14 protein-coding genes are annotated in these 20,145 nt (G+C 71.3%); all 14 read left to right on the plus strand.

The genetic code is table 11. The features are described 5' to 3' along the window. Window positions 1-201: 201 nt before the first annotated feature. Window positions 202-3,027: a DNA polymerase III subunit gamma and tau gene (locus ACMW4R_RS17300; protein WP_418300530.1), complete on the plus strand. Its 2,826-nt coding sequence runs from the start codon at window positions 202-204 to the stop codon at window positions 3,025-3,027. Next, the gene (gene recR / locus ACMW4R_RS17305) at window positions 3,027-3,620 is read left to right on the plus strand and encodes a recombination mediator RecR (RefSeq protein WP_058232585.1); all 594 of its coding nucleotides are present in this window, start codon (window positions 3,027-3,029) and stop codon (window positions 3,618-3,620) included. The genes ACMW4R_RS17300 and recR overlap by 1 nt, the downstream gene beginning before the upstream one ends. A 192-nt stretch (window positions 3,621-3,812) precedes the next feature. Then, entirely contained in the window at window positions 3,813-4,349 is a 537-nt protein-coding gene (locus tag ACMW4R_RS17310; protein ID WP_058615255.1) for a hypothetical protein, read from the plus strand. Window positions 4,350-4,379: 30 nt separating this feature from the next. Then, entirely contained in the window at window positions 4,380-6,080 is a 1,701-nt protein-coding gene (locus tag ACMW4R_RS17315; RefSeq protein WP_418300531.1) for a protein kinase domain-containing protein, read from the plus strand. A gap of 318 nt (window positions 6,081-6,398) precedes the next feature. Further along, window positions 6,399-7,415 (plus strand): phosphate ABC transporter permease subunit PstC, encoded by a 1,017-nt coding sequence (pstC, locus tag ACMW4R_RS17320; RefSeq protein WP_058615253.1) that lies wholly within the window; start codon window positions 6,399-6,401, stop codon window positions 7,413-7,415. Beyond that, window positions 7,415-8,728, plus strand: a complete 1,314-nt coding sequence (gene pstA, locus ACMW4R_RS17325; protein WP_058597899.1) for a phosphate ABC transporter permease PstA — start codon at window positions 7,415-7,417, stop codon at window positions 8,726-8,728. Before pstC ends, pstA begins: the two co-directional genes overlap by 1 nt. Then, the gene (gene pstS / locus ACMW4R_RS17330) at window positions 8,725-10,320 is read left to right on the plus strand and encodes a phosphate ABC transporter substrate-binding protein PstS (RefSeq protein WP_153001474.1); all 1,596 of its coding nucleotides are present in this window, start codon (window positions 8,725-8,727) and stop codon (window positions 10,318-10,320) included. The genes pstA and pstS overlap by 4 nt, the downstream gene beginning before the upstream one ends. 136 nt (window positions 10,321-10,456) lie before the next feature. After that, entirely contained in the window at window positions 10,457-13,123 is a 2,667-nt protein-coding gene (locus tag ACMW4R_RS17335) for a hypothetical protein (protein ID WP_418300532.1), read from the plus strand. A gap of 91 nt (window positions 13,124-13,214) precedes the next feature. Continuing rightward, complete coding sequence (locus ACMW4R_RS17340) at window positions 13,215-14,315, plus strand: hypothetical protein (RefSeq protein ID WP_058630341.1); 1,101 nt, start codon at window positions 13,215-13,217, stop codon at window positions 14,313-14,315. A 29-nt stretch (window positions 14,316-14,344) separates the two neighbouring features. Continuing rightward, the gene (locus tag ACMW4R_RS17345) at window positions 14,345-15,907 is read left to right on the plus strand and encodes an Ig domain-containing protein (protein WP_058630342.1); all 1,563 of its coding nucleotides are present in this window, start codon (window positions 14,345-14,347) and stop codon (window positions 15,905-15,907) included. A 116-nt stretch (window positions 15,908-16,023) separates the two neighbouring features. Beyond that, window positions 16,024-17,160: a hypothetical protein gene (locus ACMW4R_RS17350; protein ID WP_058598220.1), complete on the plus strand. Its 1,137-nt coding sequence runs from the start codon at window positions 16,024-16,026 to the stop codon at window positions 17,158-17,160. Continuing rightward, a complete protein-coding gene (locus ACMW4R_RS17355; protein ID WP_418300533.1) occupies window positions 17,157-17,957 on the plus strand; it encodes a hypothetical protein in 801 nt (266 codons plus the stop codon). Before ACMW4R_RS17350 ends, ACMW4R_RS17355 begins: the two co-directional genes overlap by 4 nt. Then, complete coding sequence (locus ACMW4R_RS17360) at window positions 17,954-18,907, plus strand: sortase (protein WP_418300534.1); 954 nt, start codon at window positions 17,954-17,956, stop codon at window positions 18,905-18,907. The genes ACMW4R_RS17355 and ACMW4R_RS17360 overlap by 4 nt, the downstream gene beginning before the upstream one ends. Before the next feature lie 462 nt (window positions 18,908-19,369). Continuing rightward, complete coding sequence (locus ACMW4R_RS17365) at window positions 19,370-20,134, plus strand: phosphate ABC transporter ATP-binding protein (RefSeq protein ID WP_241490578.1); 765 nt, start codon at window positions 19,370-19,372, stop codon at window positions 20,132-20,134. Window positions 20,135-20,145: the final 11 nt, after the last annotated feature.

The raw sequence follows: 20,145 nt of genomic DNA on the forward strand, positions 1-20,145 counted from the left end.
GGGTTTCCGAGGCGGGGACCGGTGACGAGCGGAGGGCGAGGGAGGAAGGGAGGATGCTAAGGACCTCAGCGTCCTCCCCTCCTCCCTGATCCGCCCCTCATCACGCGGTGCGGCGATGGCCGGCGTACGCGGACGCGGTGCGCAGCCGCCGGAGGGCCGGACGGCGGACGCGATGTCGGAGGGACGCCGTAGGCTGGTCGGGTGACGACAGCCCTGTACCGCCGATACCGCCCGCAGGCGTTCGGCGAGATGATCGGGCAGTCCCAGGTGACCGAGCCCCTGATGACCGCCCTGCGTAGCGATCGCGTCGGCCACGCCTACCTTTTCTCGGGTCCGCGCGGCTGCGGAAAGACCACGTCGGCGCGCATCCTGGCCCGGTGCCTCAACTGCGCCGCCGGCCCGACCGACACCCCCTGCGGAACGTGCGACAGCTGCATCGAGCTGGGGCGCGGCGGAAGCGGATCGCTCGACGTGGTCGAGATCGACGCCGCCAGCCACAACGGTGTCGACGATGCGCGCGATCTGCGCGAGCGCGCGATCTTCGCCCCCGCGCGCGACCGGTTCAAGATCTTCATCCTCGACGAGGCGCACATGGTGACGCAGCAGGGCTTCAACGCCCTGCTGAAGCTCGTCGAAGAGCCCCCGGCGCACGTGAAGTTCATCTTCGCGACCACCGAGCCCGAGAAGGTCCTCGGCACGATCCGTTCGCGGACGCACCACTACCCGTTCCGGCTCGTTCCGCCGGCCGCCATGCTCGAGTACGTCCAAGAGCTCTGCGAGAGCGAGAACGTCGGAGTCGAAGCCGGCGTGCTGCCGCTCGTCGTGCGCGCCGGCGGGGGCTCGCCGCGTGACACGCTGTCGCTGCTCGATCAGCTCATCGCCGGCAGCGACGCGGATGCCGCGGGCCACGTGCTCGTGCGGTACGAGCGTGCCGTGGCCCTCCTGGGATACACCCACTCCGAGCTCCTCGACGAGGTGGTCGACGCTTTCGCGGCGAACGACGGCGCCGGGGCGTTCGCCGCGGTCGACCGCGTGGTGCAGACCGGGCAAGACCCGCGTCGCTTCGTCGACGATCTGCTCGAGCGCCTGCGCGACCTCATCGTGGTCGCGGCGACCGGTGCCGGCGCCTCCGCCGTCCTGCGCGGCGTTCCCGACGACGAGCTCGAGCGGATGGCCCGGCAGGCCATGGCGTTCGGGGTGGCGCGCCTATCGCGGACCGCCGACCTCGTTGTGGCCGCCCTCGACGAGATGACGGGTGCCACCTCGCCGCGTCTGCAGCTCGAGCTGCTCGTCGCCCGCGTGCTCACCCATGCCGGGGTGTCGCAGGGCTCGTCCCCGGCGACGATCCACGACCTCGACGCTGCCCGTGCGACGGCACCCGCGACCCCGGTCGCCACCGGGCGGCCCGCGTCTCCCGCGGCCGACATCGCACCGGGGGGCGTCAGCGCTCCGCGCGTTGCGGCTCCGTCGACGCCACGCATCGCGTCTCCGGGGTCGGCGACCCCGGAGAGCGGTTCTGCCGCACCGGCCGTCGCGTCACCGGCCGTCGCGTCGCCGGGAATCGCTTCGCCGGGCATCGCGGCGCCGGGAATCGCGTCGCCGCGGGTTGCCGCGCCGAACGCGGTCCCGCCCGTTGCTGCGCCGACGGTCGCGGCGCCGACTGCTGCTCCGAACGTCGCGGCGCCCGTGGCGGCTCCGGACGTTGCGAGGCCGATCGCCTCGCCGAGCGTCGCGGCCCCCGATGTCGCGGCGCCCGACGTCGCGCCGCCGGTTGCGGGTCAGAGCGCCCCCGCGCCGAGCGCTACCGCGCCGAGTGCCACCGGGCCGAGCGCCGCGTCTCCTGCCGCGCCGAGCGCCGCTCCCGCCGACGAAGACGACGCGCCCCCGCCGTTCACCGACGATGACGCGCCGCCGCTCGACGACGAGCCCCGTCCCGTCGATGCCGCGCCCGAGCAGAGCGCCCCGGCGCGAGAAGCGGCTCCGAGCGCCGCCGCCGGCTCCCACGACGAGGCGCATCCGTTCGACACCGCCCCCACCGCCGACGGCACCGCCGCTGACGCCGACCGTGCGAGCGCGACGCGCGCAAGCAATGCTCCCGCGCCGACGGCAGCCCCGACGGCTGCCCCCGGCCGGCCGGCCGCCCCCACCCCGGAAGCAGCCCCCGCGTCGGACACCCTCGTGTCCGACTCCGGCACCGACCCCGACCCTTCCCCGCTCGAGCCGGTCGCTCCGACCCCGCCGGCGATCCCCGTCGGGCCCATCGAGCTCGGACACGTGCGCGACGCGTGGCCCGAGATCCTGGCTCAGCTCGAGGTCGCCAGTCGGCCGTCGTGGCTGATCGTCTCGACGGCGACGGTCGCCGCCTTCGACGACGACGTGCTGACGCTCCTCTTCCGCACGGGGAGCGACCTGACGGCGTTCAAGACGCGGTCGGCCGACGGCGGTCCGAGCGAAGACCTCCGTCAAGCGATCCTCGCCGTGCTCGGCGTGCGCGTGAAATATCTCGCGCGCCTCGACGGCGACGGCCCGGGTGGCCCCGGTCCGGGGGGCCCGCGCGGCAACGGGTCCGGCTCGCCGGCCGCCCCGCCCCGCGTGGGAGCGACCGCAGCCGCTCCCGCGCGGTCCTCGGCACCGTACTCGGCGAGCGTGACCGACTGGGCGGTGGCGCCGATCCCCGGTGCCGCCCCGACGGTCGCATCTCCCGCCGCGGCCCTGGCCGTCGACGACGAACCCGAAGAGGCCCGTCCGACGGTCGCGCCCGCGGCTGCCTCGGCCGTCCGCGAGGGTGGCGTGCTTCCCTCGACCGAGGTCTCCCGGTCGGTGCCGGCGCCCGACGAGGTCGACGACGACGACGTGATCCCGCCCGCCGACGAAGCGCCCGATGCGCCCGTTCCTCCGGTCGTGGTTCCGCGCATGCCCCCGCTTCGCGGCGGGGTCCAGCGATACGGTGAGGCCGTCGTCCGCCAGATGCTCGGCGCGACGTACCTGCGCGACGAGCCCTACGAGCCCCCGGCGAGGTTCACCTGATGTACGACGGCATCGTCCAAGACCTGATCGACGAGTTCGGCCGCCTCCCGGGAATCGGTCCGAAGTCGGCTCAGCGCATCGCATTCCACATCCTGCAGTCGCCGAGCTTCGACGTGTCCCGCCTGTCGACGCTGCTCGGCGAGATCCGCGACAAGGTGAAGTTCTGTGAGATCTGCGGCAACGTCTCCGAACAGGAGCGGTGCTCGATCTGCCGTGACCCCCGCCGCAACCCGGCCCTCATCTGCGTGGTCGAAGACGCGAAAGACGTCGCCGCGATCGAGCGCACACGCGAGTTCCGCGGTCTCTACCACGTGCTCGGCGGGGCGATCAGCCCCATCGCGGGCATCGGCCCCGACGACCTCCGCGTCGCCCAGCTCATGCAGCGTCTGGCCGACGGCACCGTCCAAGAAGTGATCCTCGCGACCAATCCGAACCTCGAGGGCGAGGCCACGGCCACCTACCTCAGCCGCTTGCTGCACACCCTCGAGATCCGCGTCACGCGCTTGGCATCCGGTCTCCCGGTGGGCGGCGACCTCGAGTACGCCGATGAGGTCACCCTCGGCCGCGCCTTCGAGGGTCGACGCACCCTCTGAACGTCCTCCGCGCCCGCGCGGACAGTTCACCCGGCAGGTGATGACGCGCGGCGTCGAGCGTTGCCACGTCGTAACCCGTCCGTTCACCCCCTGCTCGCGCAGCGGCTACGGCAGGACGGCACTTTCTGTTCTGCGGAACAGCTCGAGACGACCCGAAAGTCCGACGCTCAGTCCGTCAGACAGGGGCTTTCCGTGAGCGATCGACTCGACGTCGCGCGCGCCCGCACCGGGCGCGTGATCTTCGACACCTTCCGTTCTCACTACGACCCGCGCCTCGCCGCGTGGTTGTTGCTGCGTTCGTACTTCCTCCCGGAGATGGCCGCGGTGCACCTCGAAGCCCAGGTCGCGACGCCGAGCGAGAACATCGTCTCGCTGGGTGTCTTCGGCGTGTGGCGGTTACTCGCGACCAACAACCGTGAACTCGCGCGATGTGCCGCGGTCTATACCTCTCCGGCGGCGGCCGTCGCAGCCGCCCGGCGCGAGCAGAGCCGCGCCGCTGACCTGCAGTTGACGGCCGTCCGGGGTCCCGGGTCGACCAAGCACGGTTGGATCCTGCGCAGCGCGGGGGTGCCGGTCGTGACGACGGCCCGATGGTACGAGTCGGCGGGGGAGGCCATGGCAGCCGGTCGGACGGCGGTGAACGTCTTCGCCTCGGCGCAGGTGGTCGACGGAGTGAGCATCGGCACCCCCTCCGGCCGACGTTCCCGCGTGCTGGACAGGACGACGTGACACGCGGTCCCCGCGCCCCCGGGCGTCGCCGTGGGTGACGGGGAGCGGGCGGGGGTCATCGCCGGCCGCTTCCGTCTCGGTGGGCTCCTCGGCTCGGGCGGTACCGCGTCGGTGTTCTCGGCGGAGGACACGGTCACCGGGCGCCGGGTCGCCGTGAAGCTCCTCCATCCGCACCTGTCCGAGAGTCCCGAGGTCCGCGCGGCCTTCCTCGACGAGGCGAAGCGCATCGCCACCCTCTCGCACCCCTGCGTCGTCACGATCGTCGACCTCGGCACCTTCCTCGACGGTGACACACCGATCGCGTGGATCGCACAGCAGCTCGTGGAGGGACGGACGCTCGCCGAGTACGTGCGCGTCGAGGGCGTGCTCTCCCCGGCCGAGGCCGTCGATGTGGGCTCGGACGTCCTGTCCGGACTCGCCGCCGCCCATCGTGCCGAACTGATCCATCGCGACGTGTCGCCCGCGAACGTGCTCGTACGTCGCGTCGACGGGGGACTCCGGGCGACGCTGCTCGACTTCGGTCTCGCCGATGCCGCGGGCCGCACGGCTCACGGCGACGACGTGCTGCGCAGCTCCGTCACCACGGCCACGGCCGGGGTCGTCGGCAACGCCCATTTCGCCTCTCCGGAGCAGTTGTCCGGGGGCGCGGTCGGCCCCGCGGGCGACCTCTATCAGGTGGGCGGGCTGCTCTACTTCGCCCTGACGGGGCGAGCTCCCTTCGAGGGCGGCGACCGAGCAGCCGTCGTGCGCGGGCACCTGAACGCGCCTCCACCGGTCCCGTCGGTGCGGCGACGCGGGATCCCGCAGGCGATCGACAGGGTCGTGGTCCGCGCGCTGCTGAAGGATCCCTTGCTTCGGTACACGGATGCCGACGAGATGCGCCGCGCCCTCCTCGCGGCGCTGCCTCCCGACGCCCCGCAGCCGGCACCTCCGGCGGCCGCGACGGCGAGGACCGCAGCGACGCGGGCACTGGCACCCGCACCGGCACCGGCATCCGCGCCTCCCGCCACCGAGACACCGCCCCCCGTCGAGGAGCAGCCCCCGCGCGAGCGCCGCGCCGCCGGATGGGGCCTCGTCATCGCGATCATCGCCGTGCTCGTCGCCACCGCCACGGCCGTGCCGTTGCTCTCGGGCGCCGGACGCACGGCGCCCCCCGCCGAGACCGTCACCCCCGACGACGCCGCGACCCCGTCCGCCACGGCCGCGACCACGCCGGGGACGGCGGCGCCCTCCGCCTCGATCGCGGCGGCGGTCGTCCCGGCCCTCACCACCGTCGCCGACGCGAACTCGACCCTCGCGGCGACCGGTCTCCGCCTGGGGGACGTGCGCACGCGCGACGACGTCGCGCCCGCGGGAACCGTCCTCGAGTCCGACCCCGCGGCGGGCACGACCGTCGTGCGGGGATCGATCGTCCGTCTCACGGTGGCATCCGGCTCGAACGCGGTTCCCGACGTCACCGGCATGGATGCGGCGGCGGCGGACGCGCACCTGCGAGCGGCCGGCTTCACGTCGACCACAGTGACCGTCGTCTCGGAGCGGCCCCCCGGGCTCGTCCTGGGGAGCGAACCCGCCGCGGGCAGTTCGGTGGCGCTCGGAAGCGCCGTCCGCGTGCTCGTCGCCGCGGCACCGCTGCCGAGCCCCACGGTCTCGCCGCCCGCCCCCACGTCGACGCCGAGTCCGTCGCCCACGGCGACGGTCGTTCCGACTTCGTCCCCCACGCCGGCGCGCTGATCCCGCGCGTGGGAGGAGTGCGCCCGGGTGGCGCGAGACCACGGCATGCTCCGGCGTTGCGTGCGGTGCACCGGCGCCATCGACGTCCGTCGTTCACCTTCGCGCGTCCAGCGTTCACCCGTCGGCCAGGGCGTGTGGCGGGGTGAGGTCGGCCGCGTTCACTGCCCGCTCATAGCGTCTCGCATGCCGGTTACCCGAGCCGGCTCCCGGCGGACGAGCGAGACGCATCGCCGTTCGCACAGCCGCCCGCCGCCGCCCGCCACCACCCGTCATCGGCGGGAACGAGTGTCTGCGGCGGCCGCGATCCCTGGAGCATGAATGACCGATCTGACCACCGAGGTGCTGCCGTCGCGCCCGGCGGGACCGCCGGAGCCCCGGTCCCTGCGGAGTGCCCCCGTCGTGGGCGACCGGGTCTTCCGCGGCGGAGCCTACGCGGCCGGCATCATCACCGTGGCGGTCATGCTCGCCGTCGGCGTGTTCCTGACGGCGCGGGCGGGTGACGCGCTCGTCGTCGCCGGTCCCTCGTTCCTCACCACGCAGGAGTGGTCGCCCGAGACGGGGACGTTCGGTGTCGCCGCCGTCCTGTTCGGCACCGTGACGATCGCGCTCGTCGCGATGGCGATCTCCGTCCCACTGGCTCTCGGGACGGCGCTGCTCATCAGCGAGATCGTCCCGCCCCGGCTGCGGTCGTTCCTGATCACCATGGTCGATCTCATGGCGGCCGTCCCCAGCGTCGTGTTCGGGCTGTGGGGGGTGTTCTTCCTGCAGGCCAACGTCATCCCGGTCGCCGAGTGGATCTCGACCTACTTCGGCTGGATTCCGATCTTCGACGTGACGGATGCCGCGGGCACCCGACTCACGGAGGCGGGGGCGTTCACCTCGTCCGCGTTCATCGCCGGCATCGTGGTCGCGCTCATGGTGGTGCCCACCCAGACCTCGGTCATGCGCGAGGCGTTCTCGCAGGCGCCGCTGGGGGAGCGCGAGGGGGCGCTGGCGCTCGGATCGACGCGCTGGGGAATGATCCGCGCGGTCGTCCTGCCCTTCGGCCGCGGCGGGATCATCGGCGGAACCATGCTGGGCCTCGGGCGTGCGCTCGGCGAGACGATCGCGGTGGTCATGATCATCTCCCCGATCTTCACCATCAACACCCAACTGCTGAAGACGGGAACGAACTCGGTGTCGGCCCTCATCGCCCTGCGCTACGGCGAGGCGAGTCAGTTCGGTCTGTCTGCGCTCATGGCGGCGGGCCTGGTGCTGTTCATCATCACGCTCATCGTGAACTTCACGGCGTCCACGATCGTGGCTCGCAGTCGATCCGGGGCGGAGAGCACCTGATGGCGATCGTCACCCCCGAGGCGCCCACCGCCGACGAGGGCGTGCCGCGTGAGCCGATCCGCACGACGATTCCCCTCCGAGACGGTCACGTGGGAGAGCGCCGCGACCTGCGCACCGTGCCCTTCGGCGATCGGTTCGACCTGCTCGGCAGCATGGCCGCGAGCCTCGCGCTCTCGTCGCTGCTGTTCGGCTGGCTCACCCCGATGACGGGCGGCATCGGCTGGGCGGTGCTGTCGTTCATCGCGTTCCTCGGCATCTACGCGGTCATGTCCTCGCTGAGGGCCGACCGCCTCGCGGTGCGCGAGCGCATCGTGACGGCGCTGTTCTACTCGGCCGGGATCCTGCTGCTCGGAGCGCTGACGTTCGTGCTCTTCTTCACGCTGATCCGGGGATCCTCGGCGCTGTTCCACGGCAACTTCTTCGTCGAGACCATGACGACGGCGGGCCCGCTCGACCCCCTGACCGTGGGCGGTATCGCCCACGCCGTGGTGGGGACGCTCATCCAGATCGGTATCGCGCTCGTCATCACCATTCCCCTGGGCGTGATGACCGCCGTGTTCCTCAACGAGGTCGGCGGACCCTTCGCGCGCTTCGTGCGGACGGTGTCGGATGCCATGACGGCACTGCCCTCGATCGTGGCGGGCCTGTTCGTCTATGCGGCCGTCGTCACCCTCATCACCCACGAGCGCTCGGGCTTCGCGGCATCCATCGCCATCAGCGTGATGATGCTGCCCATCATCATCCGCGCCTCCGACGTGGTGCTGCGCCTGGTTCCCCACAATCTCCGCGAGGCCTCGTACGCCCTCGGGTCGAGTCGCTGGCGCACCGTGTGGAACGTCGTGCTGCCGACGTCGCGCTCGGGACTGGTCACCGCGGTGATCCTCGGGACGGCCCGAGGGATCGGCGAGACTTCGCCCGTGCTGCTGACCTCCGGCGTCACGGCGCAGATGAACCTCAACCCCTTCTCGGGGCCGATGATCTCGCTTCCGCTGCAGGTCTTCGACTTCGTCAAGTCGCCCGAGCCGAACATGATCGCCCGCGGCTTCGGTGCGGCGGCGACCCTCGTCCTGCTCGTCCTGACGCTTTTCATCATCGCCCGCCTCATCGGCGGACGTGGTCCGGGTCAGCTCTCGGACCGTCAGCGTCGCGCCGCGATGGCCGCGTCGGCGCGAGACCTGCGTCGCATCAGCGCGGATCCCGCGCAGCACTCGCGGGCCGTGCGGCGCTTGTCCACGGCATCCCGTGTCCCGTTCTTCGGCGGGCGCGCAGCCCCCGCCGCTCGTCCCCGATCCCCCGAGGAGAACCCGTCGTGAACCTTCGTCGCCGCCTGGGCCGCACCGCGGCCATCCTCGCGGTCGTGACGCTCGTGGCTCTGGTGCCCGTTCCCGCTCAGGCCGACGGCTACGTCCCCATCTCGGGTTCGGGGTCGACCTGGTCGCAGAACGCGCTCGATCAGTGGCGCAAGAACGTCGCGAACAACTACGGCATGACCGTGAACTACTCGGGGACCGGTTCGTCGGCGGGGCGGAACGACTTCATCAATCAGACGGTGGACTTCGCCGTCAGCGAGATCCCCTTCCAGAGTCAGCCCGAGGACAACTCCCCGCCCGAGAACCCCACGAGCGGGTACGCGTACATGCCGATCGTCGCCGGCGGCACCTCGCTCATGTACAACCTCAAGATCGGCGGCAAGCGGGTCACCAACCTGCGTCTTTCGGGCGAGGTCATCACGAAGATCTTCGCGGGCCAGATCGCGAAATGGAACGACCCGGCCATCCAGGCCGACAACCCGGCGCTCGCGATGCCCGATGTCTCGATCACGCCGGTGTACCGCTCCGACGGGTCGGGCACGAGCGCGCAGTTCACGCTGTGGATGTCGAAGCAGTTCGGGAGCATCTGGACCTACGGCATGCGGTCGCAGTTCCCGCAGGTCACCGACGCCTTCAAGGGGCAGAACGGTTCGCTGGGCGTGGCGGGCTACGTGAGCCAGAACTACGGCGAGGGAGCGATCACCTATGTCGAGTACTCGTACGCGATGAAGTCCGGCTTCCCCGTCGTCAAGATGCTCAACAACGCCGGGTACTACGTCGAACCGACCTACCAGTCCGTCGCGGTCGCGTTGATGTCGGCCCAGATCAACAACGATCTGACGCAGAACCTCGATGGGGTCTACAACAGCAACGATCCGCGCGCGTATCCCATGTCGAGCTACTCGTACATGATCGTGCCGACCGAGACCAACAAGGTGTTCACGCCCGAGAAGGGCCGCACCCTGAGCCGCTTCGCCACGTACATGCTGTGCGAGGGGCAGCAGCAGGCGTCCGCCCTGGGGTACTCGCCGCTGCCGATGAACCTCGTCCAGGCCGGATCCGACGTGCTCAAGAGGATCCCCGGCACCGAGGGCGGCGTCGACTTCAACAACTGCAACAACCCGACCTTCAAGCCCGGCGACTCCCCGGAGAACAACCAGCTGGCGCTCACCGCGCCGGCACCGCCCGAGTGCGACCGCAAGGGTGCGACGCAGTGCGTCGAGGGCACCGGCGGTGCGCAGGAGGAGACGCCGACCACCGGAACGGGCGGGGTGAGCGGCGGCGCGAACAGCGCGGACGCCGCGGCGGGCACCGCGGGCACGACGGGCGGTGGAACCGACGCGGGTGCGGCCGGCACGGCACCGGGGACGACCGGCGGCACGGCGGCCGATCCGGTGTACGACGCGAACGGCAACCTCGTCTCGGCGGCAGCGGGAGGGACGTCGGCCGCCGTCTCGGCCCCCTTCTCGCTCGCCGAGAACGGGTGGGGGACGCCCCAGATCATCATGCTCGCGGCGGGGCTGCTCGTGGTCGCCGCGATCCTCATCCCGCCCGTCGTCGGCCGTCGATCCCGCGGAGGAAAAAGGCCACTCTGATCGGGGATTTTGCAACGTTCAAGCGTTGCAGCCACCGCGGCGGTGCCTCGTTGACACCGCGTTCATCCCGCCGTCACCCGCCGCCCGTCCACTTGTCTCGACGCTTCTTCGAGAAGCACTCTGCAAAGGAAACCTCGTGTCTGAACACCGTGAGCGGCGAACCGCTGCGTCCCGCTCCGCGGGACGACGCACACGGATGGCATCCGGTGCCCGGGCCGCGGACCGTGTCGTGTCGCGCGGGCGCCGGGCCCTGGCATCCGTCGTCGTCGGCACTCTCGCGGGTCTGACGATCTTCGCCCTGTCCGGTGGGACCGGCGCGCTGTCCGCGATCGCTCCGTCGGCCGTGGCGGACGACTCCTCCGCGGTGACCGTCACGGCGAAGGATCAAGACCTCGACGTCGAGAACGCCCCGTTCCCCGACCTCTCGGTGACCGTCTCGCAGACGCGGGCGTTGGAGTCGCAGGGCATCGTCGTGTCGTGGACGGGGGGAAAGCCCTCGACCGTGCCGAGCTCGCAGATCGGCGGGGCCGACTTCCTGCAGGTCTTCCAGTGCTGGGGCGACGATCCGGCGCATCCGGGCACCCCCGACCGGACGACCTGCCAGTACGGACTCGGGGGCGTCCCCGGCTCGCACCGCGACGATCCCCGCGACACCGATGCCTCGGTCGCCGCGGAGGACAAGCCCTACACGGTCTTCGGCGACGGGTTCGCCACCCCGACCTACACGTCCATTCCCTTCCGGGGGGCGAACGGCCGCACCGTCGCCAATGTCGTCGACGGTGCCTACTCGTACACCAAGGACGCCGACGGCAAAGACGTCCTGGCCGACATGAACACGAACGAGTTCTTCTCGAAGTACACGACCAACATGGTGTCGTGGGCGGGGTCCGGCGGTGACGGCTCCGGGTCGGTGAAGTTCGAGGTCCAGACCGCGCTGCAGTCGCAGGGTCTCGGCTGCGGTTCACCCGTGACGGCTGCCGACGGCAGCGTGTCCGGTTCGAGCTGCTGGCTGGTCATCCTGCCCCGCGGGCAGCAGGACGGCGGGGCCTCCTTCATCACGAAGTCGGGGCTCTTCTGGGACGCGTGGAAGCACCGCATCGCGGTCAAGCTCGACTTCAAACCCCTGGGCGTCCGGTGCCCCATCGGCGCGGCCGAGCGGCAGCTCGCGGGAAGCGAGCTGATCAGCCGGGCGGTCTCGTCGTGGCAGCCCGTGGTGTGCAACCAGTCGGGCGGCTCGGTCTACTCGGCCATCACCGGGGCGGAGTCCGACGCGGCGCGCGCGGCGAACGGCACCGCACCGGCGCCGCTGGCCCTGACCTCGCGCCCCCTGGATCCGAGCCTCGGCACCGACTCGCTGCGGTACGCCCCCGTGGCCATCACGGGAGCGGCGATCTCGTTCGCGATCGACCGGAACCCGCGCCCCGGAGACGACACCGTTCCCGAGGACGTCCAGAAGCGCGTCGGACTGCCCTTCACCTCTCTCCGGTTGACCCCGCGACTCGTGGCGAAGCTGCTCACGAACTCGTACCTGGACTCGCTGCCGACTTTCGCCGATCGCGACCATCTGAGTCACAAGGACGGCGATGAGCGCGTGTACAACCCGCGCAACCTCGTCAGCGACCCCGACTTCCTCGCGATCAACGATCCCGAGTGGAAGTACCAGGCGCTCGCCGCGGCCTCTCTCGCCGACGCGCTGGTCCCGCAGGGGCGCTCCGACGCCGCGTGGGCGATCTGGCAGTACGTGATGAGTGACGAATCGGCTCGTCAGTTCCTCGCCGGCACCCCGGACGAATGGGGGATGACGGTCAATCCGTGGAGCTCGACGGATGCCGAGAAGAACCCCACGAAGGCCGCGCTGACCCTGCCGCGCGAAGACTTCCCCAAGGCCGACCCGGTCGAGCAGGCCGAGACGCCGTCGGCGGGACCGGTCAACCTCGTGACCTGGCGTCCCTACGTCAATGATCTCGATTCCGGCGCGTACAACACGCTGCGCGGCGACGGTCTGACGCTCGGGGCGTGGGATCCGATCGCCGTGCCGCCGAAGTACGGGAAAGCCGACCGGAGCCTGCCCGGGCGTCAGGCGGTCGTGGCGGTGACCGACACGGCATCCGCGGCCCGGTACCAGATCGTCACCGCGTCGTTGAAGAATCCGGCGGGGGAGTTCGTCGGGGCGACGACGGATGCCATGGCCGCCGCGGCCGCGGCCATGACGCCGACCGCCGGACAGGCGCAGGTCGTGTCGTTCGACCCCACCTCCCCGAGTGCGATCGCCGCGCGCGGCGCGTACCCGCTCACGATGCCCGTCTACGCGGCCGTCAACCCGAAGTCCTCCGACGCGGAGCTCCGCAAGAGCTATGCCGCGTTCATCCGCTTCGCCGCGAAAGACGGGCAGCGTCCGGGAACGGCCCCCGGGCAGCTGCCGCAGGGATTCGTTCCGCTCCCCGAAGGATGGCAGACCCTCGCCCTCACGGCCGCGGACGATATCGAGGCGGGACGGATGCCGACCCTCGGCGGCACACCGACCCCCACGGCGAACGGCCCCGCGGCGGGCGTGCCCTTCCCCAGCGGCGGTGTCGTCGGCAGCGCCCCGGCCGCAGCCGCCCCCGCACCCGCTGCCCCGGCGCAGGCTTCCGCCCCGGACCCCGTGGCATCCGGTTCCGCCGCCCCCGCTCGGACGGGTGGCACCACACCCGACGATCCGGACATGGGCGCCCTGCCGGCCGCGCTCCCGGCCAGCGTCGCGGGCGGGCTCGCCGCCGCCTTCGCCGTGCCCCTCCTCGGACGACTGCGCCGACGGCTCTGACGCCGCGCCGGTCTCCGTTCCCCAGACCCGTCCTCTCGCAACTGAACACCCGAATCACATCTGTGCACCACACCAATCGAAAGGCATTGAGTTGAAGCTCAAGAAGCTGGCCGCCATGGGCGCGGCTTGCGGTATCGCGATCGCCGGCCTCGGCGTCGCCTCCATGGCCTCGGCCGAGCCGGTCTCGAACAGCTACTCGCTGGTCGGTTCCGACACGCTGCAGGACGCGGCCAACGCGATCACGAACGGAACTACCCTCACGGGCTCGCTCGTCCGTGTGACCTCCACCAACAAGACGCTCGGCAGCTTCGACGCGTTCGGTTCCACGGCCATCCAGACCAAGCAGGGCGGTCCGTTCTTCGGCCGTCCCGCCGGTTCGGGCGCGGGTGTCACGGCGCTCCGCGCCTCGATCACCGGTGCCGCCTACTCGGGCAACAAGGGGGTCCCCGCCCGCACGATCACCGGTCAGGTCGACATCGCGCGCTCCTCGAGCGGCCCGGGCACCAACGCGAACGCCAACGGTCTGCTCGCCTACATCCCCTTCGGGCGCGACGCCGTGGGCTTCGCGTACAAGGGCGGCGACTCGTCGTGGGCCACGCTGAGCCCCGCGCAGCTGAAGTCGATCTACGAATGCAGCACCACCTCGGTCGGCGGCGTCGCGGTCAACCCGCGCCTGCCGCAGAACGGCTCGGGCACGCGCTCGTTCTTCCTGGGCGCGATCGGAAACCCGACCCTCGGCTCGTGCGTCACCGACGCCAACGGCACCACGCCCGAGAACGACGCGTCGGTGCTCGGGACGAACGACCTCATCCCGTTCAGCGCCGCCAGCTGGATCGCCCAGGCCAACGGCGCCACCGGAGTCAACACCACGACGACCTCCGGTGTGAAGTTCGGCTCGCCCGTCAACCAGGAGCCCGCCTTCACGGGCACCGCGCCCAACCTCGTCCCCAACATCGACTTCTACAAGGACGCGACCTTCGGCCGCGACACCTACCTGGTCGTCGAGTACGCCCGCATCGTTCCGAGTGACGACAAGTACGACGCGGGCCTGGCCAACCTCGTCAACCCGTCGGTCACCAACAGCCTCACCAGCTTCGGTTCGCTGCCGACCTCCGTCGGCGCGGTGAAGAAGAAGTTCGGCTTCCTCGCCCCCTCCACCACCACCATCCAGCGCGCGTTCGCGACGCTGTGACCTCTGAGAACGGAAAAGGACTCCACCTCATGAACATCAAGAAGTTCGGGACGATCGTCGCCGCGGCGACGGCGGTCTCGCTTCTCGCGGGCGGCTTCTCGGCCACCGCGGCGAACGCGGCCACGGGTACGCCGCAGTTCTACCTCCTCGACGGCGGCGACGGTCACCTCCTCCCCGACGACACCGTCCTGCACTGGGATTCGCAGATCCTCGCGACGCCCGGACCGACCGTCGACGACATCTCGGTGCTGTTCCCCGGCACGGCCGACGCGACCGGTGTCGCGTACTTCATCGCCCCCCAGGGCAAGGAGACCACCATGTCGGCCTGGACGGCGTCCAGCGACGGCGCCCTGACCCCCGGCACGGTCGACATCATGGCCCCGAACCTGACGCTCTCGGGCTTCCTGTTCGGCAACTGGGCCCAGGTCAAGGCGAACGGCGGTGACTTCAGCCTCGGCTTCGCGTGGACCCGCAACAACGGTCTGAACATCGCGGATGCCGGCGTGAAGTACGTGGGCATCCACGTCAAGCCCGGCGGCGACTGGACGTTCGACCCGCAGAGCTCCGGCCCCTCGGCCACGGCTCCGACCATCACGACCACCGCTCTCGACTCGGCCAAGGTCGGTGCGGCGTTCTCGCAGACGCTCACCGCCGACGGCACCGCCCCGATCACGTGGTCGATCAAGGACGGTGGGGCCCTTCCCGCCGGTCTGACCCTCGACAGCGCGACCGGTGTCGTGTCGGGCACGCCCACCACGGCCGGTTCCTACAGCTTCACCGTCGTGGCCACCAACAGCGCGGGCAGCAACGAGAAGGCGTTCACCGGCACGGTGGACGCGGCCGCTCCGACCGCGCCGACGAAGCCCTCGGGCTCCTCGGCGAACAAGGTCGACGTGGCCGACCCCGCCAAGGGCGCGAAGACGATCACCGTTCCCGCGGGGGCCGCCAACAAGGGCAAGACCCTCGAGGCGTGGGCCTGGTCCGACCCGACCGACCTCGGTCAGGTCACCGACGACGGCAACGGCAACTTCTCGGTGGACATCTCGAGCCTGCCGGGCGGCGAGCACACCATCGCCCTGGTGGCCCCCGGCGACGCGACGTACACCGTCCTGGCCTGGGACACCTTCACCAAGCAGTCCGCTGCCGGTGACACCACCACCGACGCCGTCGACCTGTCGGCCGCGGTCACCGCGAGCGACCTGTGGTCGCTGAACGCCGAGGCCACCAAGGTCGACTTCGGCAGCGTGGCGCGCGACAAGAGCGTCACGAAGTCGCTCGGCAAGGTCACCGTCATCGACGACCGCAACGTTCTCAAGGGTTGGGACCTCACCGCCGCGTGGACCCCCTTCAAGAACGGCGCGGGCGACGAGATCCCCGCCACCGCGCTCGCCGTGGCGCCCAAGGCCTACACCGGCTACACCCCCATCACGGGCGTGACCGTCGGCACGGGTTCGAAGATCGCCTCCAGCACGGCCGTCACGACGCTCACCACCGGTGCGCTCTTCGACGCCGACCTCACCTTCACCGCCCCGAAGGACGCGCAGACGGGCGACTACACGTCGACCCTGACGGTCACGCTCACCTCCAAGTGAGCTGACCGGCGCCGGTGGCACGGGGGGATCCTCGCGATCCCCCCGTGCTGCCACACCATCAGCCCTCGTTTACCTCGGCGACACGCTCGTGTCGCCCCCACCTGCGGAGATAGAGCGTGTTCTCTTCGACCCTGCGGCACCGCCTCCCGGCTCTGGGTGCCGTATCCCTCGTCACCGCGGCGATGATCGCCGGCCTCGGGATGCCGTCCGCCGCGATGGCTGCCCCCGGCACCGCCGTCCTCGCGACCGACGATGCGCCCGCCGCCGAGAGCGAGTCGGCCGTCACCGTCGGCGTCGCCACCCGCCCGGCCGGAGAGGACGGGCGCCCCGACGGGCGGTCGCGCTTCACCTTCGCCGCCGACCCGGGCCAGACGGTCACCGATCGCGTGCTCGTCGGCAACACCGGTACGGCCCGCCAGGATTTCACCGTCTACGCCACCGACGCGTTCAACGACGACGCCGGCGAGCTCTCCCTGCTCCCGACGGATGCCACTCCCACCTCGGTCGGGTCGTGGATCCGCTTCGACGACGGCAGCGACCGCGTGACGTTCGGCCTCGAGCCGCAGGAAGTGCGCCTGCTGACCTTCACCGTCGCGGTACCGGCGGACGCGACCCCGGGCGATCACGTCGGCGGGGTCGTGGCATCCGTCCTCGAGTCGGGCGCGCAGGTCACCGTCGACCGCCGCGTCGCGACTTCGGTCTTCGCGCGGGTCGCCGGTGACCTCCAACCGCAGCTGTCGCTCACGAGCTACGAGGCGTCGTATCAGGGGGACTGGTGGAACCCGTTCTCCGGGCACGTCCAGCTCCACTACACCGTGAGCAACCCCGGCAATGTCGCTCTCGCCGCGAACCTCACGTCGGGCACGCGAACGTGGCTCGGCATCCCGGTGACGGGGGAGCAGGGCGGCAAGGTTCCCGTCGTGCTGCCGGGCAACAGCGCGTCGTACGAGTCGACGGTCGACGGTGTCGGCCAATGGCTGTACCTGAACCCGTTCACGACCCTCAGCCCCTTCGTGGAGTCGCCCGACGCGTCGATGCAGGTGGTGGTGACGCCGATCACGCGTGACGCGGTGGCGTTTGCGGTTCCGTGGACGGTGCTGATCCTGGGAGTGCTGGCGGCGCTCGCGGTCCTGTTCTCGCGCTGGCGCCGGCGTCGCGACGAGGTGCGTGCCCGTGAGTGGATGGACTTCGTCGCCGAGACCGCGGCCGCGGACGCGGCGGCGCTCGCGGGAACTCGGGCGGACGGTTCATGACGCGTCCCCGGCGATCGGCGCCGCGCGGGGCGATGCCCCCGGTCGCGTCGCGACGCGTCGCCGCCGCGGGGATCGCGCTCGCCCTCGTCGTGCTCGCGGGTTCGGGTGCGGCGAGCGCCTCGGCTTCCCCGACGGATGACCCCGGCACCCTGTCCGTGACGATCACCGACGGATCGACGGCGACACCGTCTCCTCCCGTGTCGCCGGCGGCGACCGGGGGGTCGAGCGTTCCGGGCGGGTCGGTTCCCGCCGGCGGCACGAGGCCGGTGCCCCTGCCCGCCACGGGCTCGAGCGGCTCCGGCGGCGGGGGCGTCGCCCCCGCGAGCGAGGTCAGCGTGGCCGGCATGGTCTACGTCGGGGGACTGAACGCCTCCGCGTTCCCCGAGCCCGATCCCACCGCCGGGATCGTCGACGTGTGGTTCACGGTGCGCAACGCCGCCTCGACCCCGATCGACGCGACGGCGGACTTCTGGATGGATGCCGGGATGTTCTCGCAGCGTCTGGATGCCGTCGACGGCGTCCAGGTGACCGCTCTGCAGCCGGGCGAGAGCCGGGTCGTCTCGGCTCGCCTCCGCCACGGGGGCCAGTGGACGCTGCTGTCGACCCACGTGACGCTCACCCCGCCGGAGAGCGTCGACGGCGTCGCCCTGACGCCGGTGACCCGTGACGCCCTCACCCTGCTCTTCCCGTGGGTGATCGCGGCCGCCGTCCTCCTCGGCGGTCTCGTCCTCCTCGTCGTGCAGATCGTCCGGGTGAGCGGTCGGGGCGAAGCGACTCCCGTGGCGGCGACGACGTGACCCTCCTCAATCGTCCCGCGGGCGCCGGAGCCGGCACCGCCCCGCGCCGTCCGCCCCGCCCGCCGCGCCGTCCGCCCCGCCCTCGTCCGACCTACGCACCGCTGTCGCCGGCGCAGGTGTTCCTGCGCGGGATGCTCGTGTCGGTATCGGTGCTCGTGCTGGTCTTCCTGCTCAACCTTCTCGTGATCAGTCACGTCTCGCACTTCGCCGCGCAGCAGCAGCTGCGCGACACGTTCCGCGCGCAGCTCGCCGCGGGCACGGCACCCGTCAGCGAGGGTGACTTCGAGGATCACCTCCTTGCGGACGGGGCCCCGGTGGGCATCCTGTCCGTCCCGCAGCTCGGCATCGACGAGGTCATCTCCGAGGGGACGACGTCCGGCGTGCTGATGCACGGCCCCGGTCACCGCCGCGACACCGTGCTGCCCGGTCAGGCGGGGGTGAGTGTGGTCATGGGACGCGCCGCGGCCTTCGGCGGCCCTTTCGGTCGCCTGCAGGCGCTGCAGCCGGGCGAGACCTTCACCGTGCGGACGGGGCAGGGCGAGCAGACATTCGCGGTGCTCGGCGTGCGCTACGCCGGCGACCCGACCCCACCGGCCCCCGTGCGCGGTGAGAGCCGCCTCATCCTCATCACGGCCCGGGGCGGCCCGTACCTGCCGACCGGGATCGCCTACGTCGACGCGCGGGCGACAGGCCCTGCGGTGCCGGCGGGTGCGCGCCAGACGACGTCGATGACCCTGCCGCCCGAGGCCAAGCCGCTCGCCACCGACATGACCACGGTCTGGGCGCTCATCTTCGCGCTGCAGTTCCTCGTCGTCGCCGAGTTCGTGGCCGTCTGGGCGTATCGCCGCGTCGGATGGCAGAAGACGTGGATCGTCTTCGCCCCCGTCCTCCTGCTGGCGAGCGTGTTCGTCGCCGACCAGCTCGTCCGCCTTCTTCCCAACCTTCTCTGAGCGGTATCGATCATGACCTCCACCCCCGAAGCCAACGATCCGGCCTCCGACGCCCCCGACGGTGTCCGCGAGAGTCCGCGCGCCGATCTCCCGCGCCCCGACGCGCGCCCCGACCTCGAGTACACGGAGGTCGTGCCGCTCGACACGGTCTCACCCGCGTCCGACCCCTACATGACGGATGTGCTCACCGCCGACGAGGCGCGCATCATCGCCGAGATCGAGCTCGAGAACCTCAGCGCGGGCATGGCGGGTGTGCCCGGGGCCGACGCCCCCTCCACCCGCCGCGCGGGTCGAACGGCCCCCCGTGCCGTCGGTGCCGAGAACCCTGCGCTAGTCACCACCGCGTCCCCGATCGACGCGCACACGGCGGTGCTGGTCCCGCCGTCCTCCGCTCCTCTCGGTGAGGCCGCGGCATCCGTTCGACCCGCTCCGATCGATCCGCCCGCGAGCCCGCTCTCCGAACTGGATGCGCGATCGATCTCGGCGTGGTTCGGCGATCACCAGGTGCTCCTCGACGTGTCGCTGACCATGCCCGCCGGACAGGTGACCGCCCTCATCGGTCCGTCCGGCTGCGGCAAGTCCACGTTCCTTCGCATCCTCAACCGGATGCACGAGCTCGTCCCCTCGGCGGCCCTCGCCGGGGAGGTGCTGCTCGACGGTGACGACATCTACGACGCGGGGCATCGACTCATCGACGCGCGCAAGAACATCGGCATGGTGTTCCAGAAGCCCAACCCCTTCCCGGCGATGTCGATCTACGACAACGTCATCGCGGGGCTCAAGCTCACCGGTAAACGCGCCGCGCGCGACGAGAAGGACCACCTCGTCGAGACGTCACTGCAGAGCGCCGGGCTGTGGAAAGAGGTCAAGGACAGGCTGCGGGCCCCCGGCGGCGGCCTGTCGGGCGGTCAGCAGCAGCGCCTGTGCATCGCCCGTTCGCTCGCGATCAAGCCCAAGGTGCTGCTGATGGACGAGCCGTGCTCGGCCCTGGATCCCACGTCCACGCGCGTCATCGAGGAGACGATGGGCGAACTGCAGAAAGAGCTGACGATCGTGATCGTCACGCACAACATGCAGCAGGCGCAGCGGGTGTCGCAGCAGTGCGCCTTCTTTCTGGCATCCCAGGGGCAGCCCGGCCACATCGTGGAGCACGGCGACACGGATGCCATGTTCGACTCGCCCATCGACCCGCGCACCTACGACTACGTCAACGGTCGCTTCGGGTAGGGCTCGGTCGC

Origin of the sequence: Microbacterium sp. S1037 (assembly GCF_048381605.1) — a bacterium.
Lineage (GTDB): Bacteria > Actinomycetota > Actinomycetes > Actinomycetales > Microbacteriaceae > Microbacterium > Microbacterium testaceum_B.